This is a genomic window from Xenorhabdus szentirmaii DSM 16338, from assembly GCF_002632585.1.
GTDB lineage: Bacteria > Pseudomonadota > Gammaproteobacteria > Enterobacterales > Enterobacteriaceae > Xenorhabdus > Xenorhabdus szentirmaii.
On sequence record NZ_NIBV01000001.1, the window covers coordinates 801,078 to 814,196 of the forward strand.

The window sequence follows — 13,119 nt, forward strand, 5'->3', positions numbered from 1 at the left end:
GCGGGTATGGCTGCCTGTGGCTTCGACCACTTTGACATGCTCCCTTCCGCGTTTCATCCAACCGTAACTTAATTTTGTGGGCTGGGTAGGGTGCATGGCATCAATAAACAAAATGGGCTCATGCTGACCGCATTCAGCCTTCAGCGCGTTGTAGGTCTCAATCAACTGTTGCTGTTTATCCGCGTCGAATTGATGAGTGTTCCCAGCGGTTTTTTGTAGCTGAACCCCTGATGGTGGAGCCATTTTGTCATCCCGGTTACCGTGAAAGTGACCTGCCAACATGCCCAGACACAATCAACAAGTTGCGCGGTGGTGTGCATCAAATTTGCCGTCAGATACTCCACTAATTCTGCCGTTTGTTCGGCAGATAAACGGCTTTCAGAGCCGCCGTTTTCAGGCGCGAGTTTTTCTTCAGAGAAGTAGTCCTTCAGATGACGGCTCACCGTACTTTCATGAATATGCAAAGCCTGAGCAATCATCTGAGCAGTCCAGCCTTCTGATGCCAAAAGCACAGCCTTGATACGGTCACGTACGTGTCCATCACGAGTCGTATCATGCCTCAATTCGAGAACTTCTTTTTGGGCATCTGTCAGGGTCATTTTCATGGGCACAATCTTGATCTGAGATGAATGAAAAATCAAGCATCTTCAATTACGATGGTATAGATTCTAGATTCAATTATAAGTAACCAATATTAAATAATTCTTGAGTTCATCTAATGAATATTAGTTTCGCTTAAAACGATTAGGCAAGGAACTAAAAAACAGAAAACAAAGAAATATACACTTGGCAAGCTCAGCTTAAAGCTATAGAACAACGACATATTACTATAAAATCAATAAAAGTGTATCCAACGATAGAAATACAGATCAACTATTTAATTTTACAATATTTAATTTATTAATAAGGTGAAAGCCACCTCAAATTGAATGAAAAAATATTTTTACATCATGAAATAGTTTATCAATTGATACAAGAAAATGCACAAATAGCTACATCCTCAATGCACATAGCATTGAGTATTCATTTATTACTCTCAAGGTATCAATAATCTAGCCATGATTAAATAAAATGAATAAACAGAATCAATAGATAAAATGGAGTTATCTAAGTACACTTTTGTACCTTCTTGCAACTATCCTCTTGCTGCTGAAGTCAATTAAATATTCTAGGAAGCTCATGCTCGGGTAGATAATAAATGAATTCAGCAAAAAATGGCTTTCAAAACCACTATATTAGTAGTATCCAGCTTTCCCTAACTTTTATAATCTATGGAATAGCAATTCGAATATGCAATACTTGGGCAAGTATCTGAGTACTCCAACCTATATTCTTAATGAGGGTTAATATAAATATGACGAGAGGTATATATTGTAAAATACAAATTTAATCATTACATGCTATTACGAACCTATTCACTATATAAATTCATATTCTGATTTTTTTCGAATGAACTTCATAAATAAATTTTTTGCGAAATATGTTACAATTGGCATCATTAATACACTCATACATTGGGGTACTTTCGGCATATTATTTTACGTAATTAATACAACGCAATCAATAGCCAATTTAATAGGATTTATAATCTCTGTGACCTTTTCCTTTTTAGCTAATGCTAAATTTACTTTCGAAAAGAAAGCCACCGCTAGAAAGTATATTTTTTTCATTACTTTTATGGGATCACTAAGTTTTTTACTTGGACACTTATCTGACCATATTAATCTGTATCCGTTATTCACTTTGTTATTTTTTTCTATTGTAAGCTTAATCCTTGGTTTTTTATATTCAAAAATATTTATTTTTAAGGAATAGAATAATGAAAATTTCATTGGTTGTTCCTGTTTTCAATGAAGAAGAAGCGATCCCTGTTTTCTATAAGGCAGTCAGAGAAAATGAGGAGTTAAAACAATATAATGTTGAGATCATTTTTATTAATGACGGTAGTACAGATGCAACAGAAAATATTATTAACTCTCTTTCCTTCTCCGATAACTCTATAATTTCCTTAAGTTTTACCCGCAATTTTGGTAAAGAGCCTGCTTTATTCGCAGGGTTAGACCATGCAACAGGTGATGCTATCATCCCTATTGATGTAGATTTACAAGATCCTATTGAAGTTATACCACAATTAATTAAAAAATGGCAGAATGGAGCAGATGTAGTCTTAGCCAAAAGAACAGATCGCTCAACAGATGGCTGGTTAAAAAGAAAAACAGCTGAATGGTTCTATAAATTCCATAATAAAATCAGCTCGCCAAAGATCGAGGAAAATGTTGGTGATTTTCGTTTAATGTCATTTGAGACAGTAGAAAACATTAAACTACTTTCCGAACGCAATCTCTTTATGAAAGGTGTCTTATCATGGGTTGGAGGAACTATTGATATAGTGGAATACACCCGAGCAGAACGTACAGTTGGTAAATCTAAATTTAATGGCTGGAAGTTATGGAACCTTGCTCTTGAAGGAATAACTAGTTTTTCTACCTTTCCATTAAGAATATGGACATACATAGGGCTTAGCGTCGCTATACTATCTTTCATATATGGTATTTGGATGATTATCGATAAATTAATGTGGGGTAATCCAGTTCCAGGATACCCATCATTATTAGTATCAGTTTTATTTTTAGGCGGTATCCAACTTATTGGAATTGGTGTTTTAGGCGAATATATTGGTCGTATTTATACTGAAAGTAAGAAAAGACCTAAATATATTATTAAAGGTAATAAAAATGCTTGACAATACAAAGAAAATATATTTATTAATAATGATTTTAATGGCTTCAATGGTTTTTTACATTTCTTATTTAACTCCCCTACAATCAGACGACTATTCCTATCTTTTAAAAGGATTAAATCTACAAACCCATATCAATCATTATTTATACTGGAGTGGCAGGTTTGTTTCTGATTATATTAGTTCATTACTACTTGTTCTAAATAACAATATTATAAAATCAATAATTATTGCAATTGCTTTAGTAAGTATGACATTTTTCATTTCGATTATCCCGTCTACACTGTATAAAAATAAAAACAATATATATAGTTTTTTATTTATTTTCTCACTTTATTGGATAGTAAACCCAACATTAGGTCAAACGGTATTTTGGATTGTTGGTGCTGCAAATTATTTGTTTACAAATTTATTCATCTGTATTTATCTATATTTTCTTAGCCTATACATTTCAGGAAATAAAAAATCATTCTTACCTCTGCTTATTTTTTCATTTTTTTCTGGGCTAAGCAATGAAAATACCAGTGTTATTGTTGTATGCATTTCACTATGTGCATCCATATACAATCTCATAAAAAACAAAGATAAAAAGTTATTTATTTCTTCTTTTATTGTTATCATTGGAACAATTTTATTAATATGTAGCCCTGGTAATTTCGCAAGAGCTGCTAATTCTGCTTTTGAATGGTGGGTTAAAATGCCCTTTTCTGAAAAAATAGGATATTTTATAGGGTATACACTACCAATATCACTTAAACGGATTTATACTTTATTAGCTACAACAATTATACTGCTAATAATGGCTTATTTTGCAAATACAAAGAATAAAGAAAGCACTATAATTTCTTTATTATTCTTGTTTGCAGGATTAATGAGTATATTTTCAATGATTTTAGCTCCTACTTTTCCGGCAAGAGCTCTTATTGGGTCATGCATTTTCATGATAATATCATGCTCATTTTCGTTTAATATTATTAAAAACAGTCAATCTAAAATATCAATCTCACTTATCTATATAATAGTTTTGTTTTATTTTTTATTGTTTCTTTATTCTTATATCCTAATTAGTTATTCATCAAACAAACTTGTTATACAAGAGAGCATTCGTAAACAAAGTATCATAGATAATATTAAAACTGGTAATGTTATCTTTTCTATTCCTAATTTTTATTGGCCTAAGTCATTTAGTGAAGGTGATTCTGTTGATACATTTAGCCCTAGCTCAGCATTAGGCAAACTATATAATGTAGATAATATCGATGCATTTAATCCTTACTTCGACTATTCCATTCTCATTGAAAGTGAAATAAAAAGTGTTGATATTCAAATAGATAAAAATCTAAATGTTACTGGAATTTACATTGGGAAAAATGGATTTATAGGTGGTTCATCAATAGCTTTAGTCATTAATAACCCACATAAATTATCCAATGCAAACATTTCAATTATTTTAATGGATAAAAATGGAAATAAATTCGAAATACCATACAATAATGATAACTCGTTCAAAATCAATACAATATTAGGAAAAAATTTAATTGGATTTACAAGTAACATCAACCAAAACAATATAAATAAAATCATTATCAACAACACTCATATAGATATTTAATAAGTTTGATAATACAAATCGCTAGTTTTAATTTTAAGAAGTTAAATAATTTATAAGGTATGAAATAAAATATGTTCACATGCAAATATAATAGAAATTGGTTAAAAGTATTAGAAGTTCATTACCATGATAACATTCAAGAATTATACAACAACAATAAAGGGAAATATGATATTCTAAAATGCTATCAAGTAAATAAGTGTTTGCCAAATTTGCAAGAGTTTCACACGCTTCAGGTTGATTTACAGCAGCAGTTAGATGATATATTTAAAAAATTTTCTAAAAATACTCGGAATGAAATTAATAAATGTTACCGTGATGATAACGTGTCATTCATAATAAATATGCATGTTAGTGATAAAAATATCCATGATTTTATTGTTTTATTTGATAAATTTAATAAACTTAAAAAACTTGGTGTTAATGTCAATGAGCTGCGAAATAGCCTTATTCGAAATAAAAAAAATGTAGTTTTATTTAAAGCTGTTAAAGACAATAACATCCTCGTTTTTAACGTTTACTATTTTGATCAAAATAGAGCTAGGTTAAAATGCTCTGTTTCTATTCGTGATGACAACAATCAAAAAAGAAACTTAATAGGTAGAGCTAACAGAACTTTATGTTTTGAAGCCATACGTTTTTTCAAAGAAAAAGGTTGCAAAATTTTTGATATGGGAGGGATTTCACTGATTAATGATAAGGACAAAAAAAATATCGACTCTTTCAAGTCTAAATTTGGTGGTATCTTAGTTACTGAGTATGAAGGAAATTGTCCCCTTAGTTTAAAAGGAAAACTATTTATATGGATATATCGTCTGCAAGAGAAATTTAGAAGATAAAAAACTTTATTTTGTCATTGTATATCTGATGCGGTTAAGATATCAACCTCTATAATTGTTAAAAATACTCACCTTGTATATTCAATAAATATTTATCTTCAAATGGATAGTGGGTAATTATGAATACCTTATAGCCTATACTCTGAGAGAGTAAGTTTCAAATATCAGTAAATTATTGGGTAGAATTAGATATTCATCAATAAATTATACCATCGTAAATCTGGCTACAATTTTTATAAAGGAAGTTTTACCCAGTTGTATATAAAAAATTGATATTTTCCAACTTAATATAAACTTAGCCTTTTCAATAAAATATTGAGAATAATTATCTCTAGTTAATTTGAATCTTTCCCTGATTTTGAGTTTCATCTTGCGATGCTTGCTAGATTATACATGACACTTTTGTCTATCTAAAGTAAACGGTTGTCCAAAATAATCTATATCTTAAAGCGATACAAAAACGAATTTCAGAAAATATTCATTCAAAACGGCATTAGCCCCTGAGCAGTACAAAAGTAATTAAACCATGCTAAACATCGTCCTATTCGAACCAGAAATCCCGCCTAATACAGGCAATATAATCCGTCTTTGTGCCAACACAGGCTGCCAGCTTCACCTCATTCAACCTTTGGGTTTTACATGGGATGATAAGCGCTTGCGTCGTGCGGGGTTGGATTACCATGAGTTCGCCAACATTAAACAACACCATGACTATAACGCATTCTTGGAAAGTGAAGGGCTGAGTTCGGTCAATTCACAATCTCCTTCTGGAGCGCGTTTATTTGCTTTAACAACCAAAGGTACACCGGCACACAGTAATGTCAGTTATCGTGATGGTGATTATCTGATGTTTGGTCCTGAAACTCGTGGGCTACCGCCTTATGTGCTAGATAATATGCCACCTGAGCAGAAAATCAGAATCCCCATGCTACCAGATAGCCGAAGTATGAATCTGTCTAATTCTGTTTCTGTCGTTGTGTTTGAAGCATGGCGGCAACTGGGTTATCCAGGTGCTTTATTGCGGGATTAAGATTAATAAGTAGAACATTCAGTGCATAGCTTACACTGAATGTTCTACTTATACCCTTCGTCTTTCAAGTTGCCTCTTTGTTGGCTGCGCTCATTCACCCCGGTCACATAGTTATCTATGTTCCCGGGGACTCATTCCCTTGCCGCCGCGAAGCAGCTTGAAATTCATTGGATATATATTGATAAGGATAAAAAGAACGCAGGATTTCAAATCCCGTCCCCATTCTCAAATCCGTTATTGATACCATTGAAATGCTGGTCCATATCCAGCGATGGCTTATCACTTTCCGGTTTTCCGACAATTCTAGCGGGTACACCCGCGACTGTTGTATGAGGTGGTACAGGCCTTAATACAACTGAGCCCGCCCCAATCTTGGCTCCGCGGCCAATCTCAATATTGCCGAGAATTTTGGAGCCAGCCCCAATCATGACCCCTTCACGAACTTTCGGGTGGCGATCTCCCCCCGCTTTCCCCGTACCACCAAGTGTCACGGATTGCAGGATGGAAACGTCATTCTCTACAACTGCCGTTTCACCGATAACGATACCTGTTGCATGGTCAAGCATGATACCGCAGCCAATTTTCGCAGCTGGGTGGATATCTACGCCAAATGAAACTGAGATCTGATTTTGCAGGTAAATCGCCAACGCTTTGCGATCTTCTTTCCATAACCAATGCGCAATACGGTAGGCCTGTAGTGCATGGAAACCTTTAAGGTAAAGTAATGGTGTCGAGTATTTGTCTACAGCCGGATCACGTAATCTCACCGCCTTGATGTCGCGTGCTGCTGATCCGATCATTTTAGGATCACTGCGATACGCACTTTCAACGACTTCTCTGACCTCTATGGGAGGCATAATCGGTGAGGCCAGCTTATTTGCCAGCATATAACTCAGGGCACTACCCAAATTTTCGTGCTTGAGTAGTGTCGCGTGGAAAAAACTGGCTAACATTGGCTCACAATCTGCCAATGCTTTCGCCTCATTTTTTATATTTTTCCAAACTTCGTTCAGTTCTTCTCGCGACATATCAGTGTTCCCACTAGATTTAAGATTAAGAGCCTTCACCCTCATCTCTTGTAGCTCTTCCCAATAAGGCCTGGGCAGCTTCAATCACGTTTTTATTGCAGTACAGTATCTGGTAGATTTGTTCTGCGATGGGCATTTCAACACCCGCTCGTTCCGCCAATGCACAAACTTCTTTAGTGTTGCGGTATCCTTCAACGACTTGCCCGATTTCTTGCTGTGCGTCATCGACATTGATACCTTGGCCCAGCATCATACCAAAACGACGATTACGGGATTGATTATCCGTGCACGTCAGAACCAAATCACCCAACCCAGCCATTCCCATGAATGTCGAAGGATCAGCACCCAACGCCACTCCAAGACGGCTCATTTCTGCCAATCCGCGGGTAATCAGTGCAGTGCGGGCATTAGCACCGAATCCCATTCCATCTGAGATCCCTGCACCAATAGCAATAACATTTTTTATCGCTCCACCCAGCTGAACCCCAATGAAATCTGGATTTTTGTATACTCTAAAACTTTTTCCGCAATGGAAAAATTGCTGGAGTTCCTCACCAAATTCAGGTGTTGTGGCAGAAACAGCAATTGCTGTTGGTAAACCCGCCGCGAGCTCTTTTGCGAAAGTTGGGCCAGAAACAACAGCCAAGGGGATTTCATTACCTAATATCTCACGAGCCACATCTTGCAATAGACGCCCTGTTTCAGCCTCAAGGCCTTTGGTTGCCCAAACAATACGACTATTATGTTGCAAATATGGCTTTATTTGCTGTAAGACACTATCGAAAACGTGGCTGGGAACCACGATCAGAATATTGCGACTGGCTGAAACCGCACTCTTTAAATCAGCCTCAAGCCGTAAACTATCAGGAAAAGAAACATCCGGTAAGAATGTCTGGTTGCAACGCGCCTGCTGCAAGGCTTGAATATGCTCAGGATTATGTCCCCAAAGCACAACGTCATGCCCATTACGCGCCAAGGTAATGGCTAAAGCGGTGCCGTATGAACCGGCACCGATTACTGTCATAGAAGCAGTATTCATTAGGCTTCCTGTTCAGCCTCGTTAGGCTGAGTCTCAGCTTGCTGCTGCAGGTAATTCATGAACAGAGCATCAAAGTTAACTGGAGCCAGATTCAGTTGTGGGAAAGTACCACGACCAACCAGGCTAGTGATGCACTCACGGGCATACGGGAACAGGATGTTCGGGCAGTATGCACCCAGGCAATGCGCCAATTGTGTTCCTTCAATACCATCAATAGAGAAAATACCCGCTTGCTGAACTTCACACAGAAATGCAGTTTCTTCTCCTAATGTCGCAGTAACGGTAACACGCAGAACGACTTCGTAAACTCCCTGAACTAATTCGCTGGAAGCAGTATCCAGATCCAATTTGACTTCCGGCTGCCAGTCCTGTTGGAAAATCTGAGGCGCTTTTGGTGCTTCGAAAGAAACATCTTTCGTATAGATACGCTGGATCTGGAAAGCCATTTCTGTGTTGTTTTGTTCTGACATAATTATGTTTACCTTTTTCAGATGTCCTTATTGAACCTTAGTGATACGAGCATACTGCCCACATCAATGTCATTATCTCTTGCCACGCGCTAATGGCAGATTTTCACCTGCCCATCCAGCAATCCCTTCTTTCAGGGAATAAACCTGTTCAAAGCCGAAGCGAACCAAATTTTCCGCTGGTGTTCTGGATTCCATTCCATTCGCTGAAACGACAATAACAGGCTGTTTTTTATGTTTTTCCAACTCACCCAGATTATTATCTTTAATTTCAGATGGCGTCAGGTTAACGGAACCAATGATATGCCCTCTACGGAAATCGTCACGGGAACGTAAATCCACAACGATAGCATCTTCCTTATTAATCAAATGGATGGCTTGTGCGCGGGGGATCTCTTTACTCTTGGAGAACAGGCTTTTTGCCGTCATAACGATGACAGCCACCAGTAATGCAATCCAGACAAGACTCAGGATCGTGTTCCGGCTAATAAATTGCATGATTTCTTGCAGCATGGAGGGCAACAACTCCCATTAGTTAATAACAAATATCTAAGGTAGCAGAGTATACCTATGTGTTGCGTTAATTACAGCCAGTTAGCACTAACACCGCGCACATTTGTGCTGATTTTGCGGAGAGTTTCGAGAAAAAATAAAAAATTCACCAACAATCACCTGATTGTATGCATTATCAAAATATTTCATGTCACACTGGACCGAGGCAAGATATTAGACAATAAATGAGCTAAATTAACTAAAATTTATATTAATGATAAAAAACAGGTCGCTCTCTGGTCAGGTGAGATTCCTCATGAAATAATCTGATGTTGTTACATCGCGGTAAGGTACTCAATAAGATGACTGAAAATAAGGATCTAAAGCGTCGTATTCATCGACTGAAACAGTATCAATGGCAAAAAAAAATCAGTGTGTTCTCACTCTGTGCCTTGTTATTCGCCTTTTTCAGTATCAGTACCAATACTTTTGCAAACCAAATTTCAGAGAATAAAAATCAGCTCAAAGATATTCAACAAGATATTGTCGAGAAAGAAAAAAGTGTAAAACAACAGCAAAAACAACGTTCTGATCTACTGAATCAATTAAAGGAACAAGAAAATATCATTTCAGAAGTCGGGCGCTCGCTACACAGTACACAATCTCACCTAAATAAACTGGAAAATGAAGTTTCAACACTGGATGCCAATATCAAACGCCTGCAAGAACAACAAAGTGAACAACGCGAATTACTCGCCAAACAATTGGATGCAGCTTTTCGGCAAGGAAATCATCAAGGATTAGAATTACTGCTCAATGGGCAAGAAACTCAACGCAAAGAACGGATCCTTGCTTATTACAGTTATTTAAACCAAGCTCGTCAGGAAACTATAACAAAACTGCAAAAAACCACCGCCGCACTGAGTCAGCAAAAAAAGTTGCGACTCAAAAAACAAAGTGAACAAAAAGAAATACTGAGTGGCCAAAAACAGCAAAAACAAAAAATGGAAGTCGTACGTACTGCACGACAAAAAACGTTAAACGTACTGGAATCTTCGCTGAAAAAGGATCAACAAAGCCTGACGGAGCTCCGGCAAAATGAGACAAGCCTGAGAAATAAGATTGCCAAAGCAGAGCGAGAAGCCAGAGCCCGTGCCGAACGTGAAGCTCGTGAAGCCGCTCGTGTCCGTGCACAAGTTGCAGCTAAGCAAAAACAGGCCAAACAAAAAGGAGCCAGCTATAAACCAACAGAAGAAGAGCGGGCTCTCATGGCCAGGACAGGTGGCCTTGGAAGACCAGCAGGGCAAGCCATTTGGCCCGTCCGTGGGCGTGTTATTCACAGTTTTGGTGAAGCCATTCAAGGTGAACTACGCTGGAAAGGCATTGTTATCTCTGCCGCAGAAGGCACTGAAGTAAGAGCCATATCTGACGGGCGAGTATTATTGGCAGATTGGTTGCAGGGTTATGGTTTAGTCGTTGTCGTTGAACATGGTAAAGGTGATATGAGCCTTTACGGTTACAACCAAAGCACGCTGGTCCACGTTGGTCAGCAAGTTAAGTCGGGTCAGCCAATAGCGCTGGTCGGCAATAGCGGCGGGCAACAACAACCCTCTCTGTACTTTGAGATCCGCCGCCAAGGCCGAGCTGTTAACCCATTGCCGTGGCTAGGAAAATAAGATGTATTTTCCATTTTCGGGTTGCTGCTTTTTGGCAGCGACTTGAAACCGAACGGATATCAGCACAACATAATGTAAGGATAGACAAAACGTAGGGTGAACAAGATTAGGATGAACAGCATAATGATAAAAAAGCAATATCGCCCCCAAAAGCCAGACAGTGCATTTACTCTGTTATTGTCGATATTGTTATTTTTCATGCCGTTGCTGTTTACCCTAAATGCTCAGGCAGCCCGTCTAGCTATCGTCATTGATGATGTTGGCTATCGTGTTCATGAGGAAAACAAAATATTACAAATGCCCGTCGCGGTTTCTATCGCAATACTGCCCGATTCACCATATGGCAGGAAGATGGCAGAAAAAGCCCATCAACAAGGGCGGGAGATTTTAATCCACTTGCCAATGGCGCCGTTAAGTAAACAGCCCTTGGAAAAAAATACATTACATCCTGCCATGACTCAGGAAGAAATTAGCCGCATTATTCAAGACGCAATACAGAAAGTTCCCCATGCTACCGGGATGAATAATCATATGGGGAGTGCAATGACATCCAATCTCAGCGGGATGGAAAAAGTGATGCAGGTGTTATCTCAATACCACCTTTATTTTTTGGATAGTGTGACAATTGGTAATACGCAAGTTACTAAAGCCGCAATGGGAACAACCGTTCCGGTACTCCGCCGCAATATTTTCTTAGATAATGTTCAGACAGAAGCTGAAACACGACAGCAAATTAACCGTGCAATTGCACTTGCTCGTAAGCAAGGAGCTGCCATTGCAATTGGTCACCCTCATCCCACAACAATGCGTGTTTTACAACAAACAGTTGCGGCATTGCCCCGTGATATTGAACTGGTTTCCCCCAGTATGCTATTGCATCCCATTCGTGCAGATAAAAAAGAATCCCTGCATATACAGCAAACAAAACGCAAATGTGCACAAGCCAATAAATCAAAATTTGCTTCAATAATTCAATGGGATGACTTGAAAGCATTGGCGAGCACACTGGTACACGAAGGTAGCTCTAATGCTCTGAGGCAATACCTGGAAAAACACCCGGGTAATCCCCCGAAACAAGACCTTGGACAAGCCTCGGGTAAAAAAAAGTCACAACAGAAAAGTGAGAAAGCAGGTATCCATAAGACTTCAGATACCTGCCCAACAAATTAATCCCAATTCAGGATAACTTTACCAGATTGACCTGAACGCATGGTATCAAAGCCTTTCTGATACTCATCAATTGAGAATTGGTGAGTAATAATGGGGCTCAGATCTAAACCTGACTGGATCAAAGCTGCCATTTTGTACCACGTTTCGAACATTTCTCGTCCGTAGATACCTTTAATAAATAGCCCCTTAAAAATAACCTGATTCCAGTCTATTGCCATATCCGAAGGCGGAATACCCAACAAAGCAATACGCCCGCCATGATTCATGGTATTCAGCAAAGTCCGGAACGCAGGTGGCGCACCAGACATTTCCAATCCAACATCAAAACCTTCTGTCATGCCCAATTCGGCCATGACATCCGTCAGGCTCTCTTTACTGACATTGACGGCACGGGTAACACCCATTTTACGGGCCAGTTCAAGGCGATATTCATTCACGTCGGTAATCACAACATGACGAGCACCCACATGCTTACACACCGCAGCCGCCATAATTCCGATAGGACCAGCACCGGATACCAGAACATCTTCTCCGACCAGATCAAAAGACAGGGCTGTGTGCACTGCGTTGCCGAATGGATCAAAAATCGCCGCCAGTTCATCTGGAATATTGTCCGGAATTTTGAAGGCATTGAATGCCGGAATAACCAGATATTCAGCAAATGCTCCCGGACGGTTTACACCCACGCCCGTGGTATTGCGGCATAAATGAGTACGCCCAGCACGGCAATTGCGACAATGACCACAGGTAATATGCCCTTCACCAGAGACACGGTCTCCAATCTTGAACCCTTTGACTTCCTGGCCAAGTGCAACAATTTCACCAACGTATTCATGCCCTACGACCATTGGTACGGGGATCGTTTTCTGAGACCAGTCATCCCAGTTATAGATGTGCACATCCGTACCACAAATAGCGGTTTTACGGATTTTAATCATCACATCATTGTGCCCAAGTTCCGGAACGGGCACATCCGTCATCCAAATCCCTTCTTCTGACTTTAATTTTGACAGAGCTTTCATAGTG

The 13,119-nt window shown here is 38.6% G+C and carries 13 protein-coding genes; 7 read left to right on the plus strand and 6 right to left on the minus strand.

Annotation, left to right across the window (positions count from 1 at the left end):
• Window positions 1–161: 161 nt before the first annotated feature.
• Window positions 162–605 (minus strand): helix-turn-helix domain-containing protein, encoded by a 444-nt coding sequence (locus tag Xsze_RS03840; RefSeq protein WP_051462464.1) that lies wholly within the window; start codon window positions 603–605, stop codon window positions 162–164.
• 844 nt (window positions 606–1,449) lie between these two features.
• On the opposite strand from Xsze_RS03840, the gene Xsze_RS03845 reads away from it, so the two are divergent.
• From Xsze_RS03845 to trmL, 5 genes are all read left to right on the plus strand, one after another.
• Window positions 1,450–1,815 (plus strand): GtrA family protein, encoded by a 366-nt coding sequence (locus Xsze_RS03845; RefSeq protein WP_038239924.1) that lies wholly within the window; start codon window positions 1,450–1,452, stop codon window positions 1,813–1,815.
• Window positions 1,816–1,819: 4 nt separating this feature from the next.
• Window positions 1,820–2,743, plus strand: coding sequence for a glycosyltransferase family 2 protein (locus Xsze_RS03850; protein WP_038239921.1), 924 nt, complete (start codon window positions 1,820–1,822; stop codon window positions 2,741–2,743).
• Window positions 2,736–4,352 (plus strand): DUF6056 family protein, encoded by a 1,617-nt coding sequence (locus Xsze_RS03855; RefSeq protein WP_038239919.1) that lies wholly within the window; start codon window positions 2,736–2,738, stop codon window positions 4,350–4,352. The genes Xsze_RS03850 and Xsze_RS03855 overlap by 8 nt, the downstream gene beginning before the upstream one ends.
• A gap of 71 nt (window positions 4,353–4,423) precedes the next feature.
• Entirely contained in the window at window positions 4,424–5,191 is a 768-nt protein-coding gene (locus Xsze_RS03860; RefSeq protein ID WP_038239917.1) for a hypothetical protein, read from the plus strand.
• Window positions 5,192–5,717: 526 nt separating this feature from the next.
• Window positions 5,718–6,221 (plus strand): tRNA (uridine(34)/cytosine(34)/5-carboxymethylaminomethyluridine(34)-2'-O)-methyltransferase TrmL, encoded by a 504-nt coding sequence (trmL, locus tag Xsze_RS03865; protein WP_038239915.1) that lies wholly within the window; start codon window positions 5,718–5,720, stop codon window positions 6,219–6,221.
• A 206-nt stretch (window positions 6,222–6,427) separates the two neighbouring features.
• On the opposite strand, the gene cysE is transcribed toward trmL, so the two are convergent.
• The 4 genes from cysE to Xsze_RS03885 all read right to left on the minus strand — a co-directional run bounded on the left by cysE (window position 6,428) and on the right by Xsze_RS03885 (window position 9,268).
• Window positions 6,428–7,249 (minus strand): serine O-acetyltransferase, encoded by an 822-nt coding sequence (gene cysE, locus Xsze_RS03870; RefSeq protein ID WP_038239913.1) that lies wholly within the window; start codon window positions 7,247–7,249, stop codon window positions 6,428–6,430.
• 25 nt (window positions 7,250–7,274) lie between these two features.
• Window positions 7,275–8,288, minus strand: a complete 1,014-nt coding sequence (gpsA, locus tag Xsze_RS03875; protein WP_038239911.1) for an NAD(P)H-dependent glycerol-3-phosphate dehydrogenase — start codon at window positions 8,286–8,288, stop codon at window positions 7,275–7,277.
• Window positions 8,288–8,758 (minus strand): protein-export chaperone SecB, encoded by a 471-nt coding sequence (secB, locus tag Xsze_RS03880; RefSeq protein WP_038239910.1) that lies wholly within the window; start codon window positions 8,756–8,758, stop codon window positions 8,288–8,290. The genes gpsA and secB overlap by 1 nt, the downstream gene beginning before the upstream one ends.
• Window positions 8,759–8,830: 72 nt before the next feature.
• The gene (locus Xsze_RS03885) at window positions 8,831–9,268 is read right to left on the minus strand and encodes a rhodanese-like domain-containing protein (RefSeq protein ID WP_038239908.1); all 438 of its coding nucleotides are present in this window, start codon (window positions 9,266–9,268) and stop codon (window positions 8,831–8,833) included.
• A 341-nt stretch (window positions 9,269–9,609) separates the two neighbouring features.
• On the opposite strand from Xsze_RS03885, the gene envC reads away from it, so the two are divergent.
• Both envC and Xsze_RS03895 read left to right on the plus strand, forming a co-directional pair.
• Window positions 9,610–10,923: a murein hydrolase activator EnvC gene (envC, locus tag Xsze_RS03890; protein WP_038240106.1), complete on the plus strand. Its 1,314-nt coding sequence runs from the start codon at window positions 9,610–9,612 to the stop codon at window positions 10,921–10,923.
• Between the two features lie 198 nt (window positions 10,924–11,121).
• Window positions 11,122–12,093 (plus strand): divergent polysaccharide deacetylase family protein, encoded by a 972-nt coding sequence (locus Xsze_RS03895; protein WP_244431832.1) that lies wholly within the window; start codon window positions 11,122–11,124, stop codon window positions 12,091–12,093.
• Here the strand turns inward: Xsze_RS03895 and tdh are convergent.
• Window positions 12,090–13,115 (minus strand): L-threonine 3-dehydrogenase, encoded by a 1,026-nt coding sequence (gene tdh / locus Xsze_RS03900; RefSeq protein WP_038239906.1) that lies wholly within the window; start codon window positions 13,113–13,115, stop codon window positions 12,090–12,092. The two genes, Xsze_RS03895 and tdh, sit on opposite strands and share 4 nt — an antisense overlap.
• Window positions 13,116–13,119 lie beyond the last annotated feature (4 nt).

Coding starts and splice junctions, on each gene's coding strand:
- Xsze_RS03840 (WP_051462464.1), bottom strand. CDS start 605: ATGAAAATGACCCTGACAGATGCCCAAAAAGAAGTTCTCGAATTGAGG.
- Xsze_RS03845 (WP_038239924.1), top strand. CDS start 1,450: ATGAACTTCATAAATAAATTTTTTGCGAAATATGTTACAATTGGCATC.
- Xsze_RS03850 (WP_038239921.1), top strand. CDS start 1,820: ATGAAAATTTCATTGGTTGTTCCTGTTTTCAATGAAGAAGAAGCGATC.
- Xsze_RS03855 (WP_038239919.1), top strand. CDS start 2,736: ATGCTTGACAATACAAAGAAAATATATTTATTAATAATGATTTTAATG.
- Xsze_RS03860 (WP_038239917.1), top strand. CDS start 4,424: ATGTTCACATGCAAATATAATAGAAATTGGTTAAAAGTATTAGAAGTT.
- trmL (WP_038239915.1), top strand. CDS start 5,718: ATGCTAAACATCGTCCTATTCGAACCAGAAATCCCGCCTAATACAGGC.
- cysE (WP_038239913.1), bottom strand. CDS start 7,249: ATGTCGCGAGAAGAACTGAACGAAGTTTGGAAAAATATAAAAAATGAG.
- gpsA (WP_038239911.1), bottom strand. CDS start 8,288: ATGAATACTGCTTCTATGACAGTAATCGGTGCCGGTTCATACGGCACC.
- secB (WP_038239910.1), bottom strand. CDS start 8,758: ATGTCAGAACAAAACAACACAGAAATGGCTTTCCAGATCCAGCGTATC.
- Xsze_RS03885 (WP_038239908.1), bottom strand. CDS start 9,268: ATGCTGCAAGAAATCATGCAATTTATTAGCCGGAACACGATCCTGAGT.
- envC (WP_038240106.1), top strand. CDS start 9,610: ATGACTGAAAATAAGGATCTAAAGCGTCGTATTCATCGACTGAAACAG.
- Xsze_RS03895 (WP_244431832.1), top strand. CDS start 11,122: ATGCCGTTGCTGTTTACCCTAAATGCTCAGGCAGCCCGTCTAGCTATC.
- tdh (WP_038239906.1), bottom strand. CDS start 13,115: ATGAAAGCTCTGTCAAAATTAAAGTCAGAAGAAGGGATTTGGATGACG.